The following is a 712-nucleotide window of genomic DNA, read 5'->3' as shown; positions in this document are numbered from 1 at the left end:
CTCTAAAGCAACTAATATCGCAAGCACTATGGCTGCGCTATCAGGATTAGAGTCGACCGGTAAACTTTATCTGCTCGTTGGTGGTGTCGGTAAAGGCGCGGACTTCACGCCATTAAAACCGATCTTTGCAACGCTTAACCTACAACTGTGCTGTTTTGGCCTAGATGGCGATGATTTTATGCCACTACATGAGTCAGCAATCCGTTTCAACACCATGGAAGATGTGATTCAACAAATATCTTCGCAGTTAAAATCTGGTGATATGGTGATGCTGTCTCCCGCATGTGCTAGCTTTGATCAATTCGACAATTTTATGGCAAGAGGCGATGCATTTGCTGTTCTTGCTCAGAAATATGCATAACTAAAGGTTACTCGTTTCGTGGGTTTAAGTAACGTTAAACACAACATTGGTAATTGGCTTAAGCATCCTGCGCCAGAAGCGCTGTTTGATCGCCAGTTGGTGTGGATTGCGTTGGGTTTGATGTTGACTGGTTTGATTATGGTGACCTCTGCGTCTTTCCCAATCAGCTCACGATTGACCGATCAGCCGTTCCACTTCATGTTGCGTCATGCCACCTTCTTAGTGTTGGCGATCGGGACCTCTGCGGTGATACTTCAAGTACCTTTAGAGCAATGGTTTAAGAAAAGTCATTACTTGCTTTGGGTCTCATTTGGATTACTGATTGTTGTACTTCTTGCCGGTAAGTCAGTA

General features: G+C 44.5%; 1 protein-coding gene and 1 pseudogene. Both read left to right on the top strand.

From position 1 onward, the window contains the following. Positions 1-361, top strand: a pseudogene (murD, locus tag R7044_RS25475) (UDP-N-acetylmuramoyl-L-alanine--D-glutamate ligase); the annotation flags it as partial. A gap of 18 nt (positions 362-379) precedes the next feature. Continuing rightward, a partial coding sequence (locus tag R7044_RS25470; protein WP_225456029.1) for an FtsW/RodA/SpoVE family cell cycle protein occupies positions 380-712 on the top strand: 333 nt, incomplete at its 3' end.

This window comes from Vibrio sp. 1402, from assembly GCF_033340275.1.
This window is presented reverse-complemented; position numbering and strand designations above follow the sequence as displayed.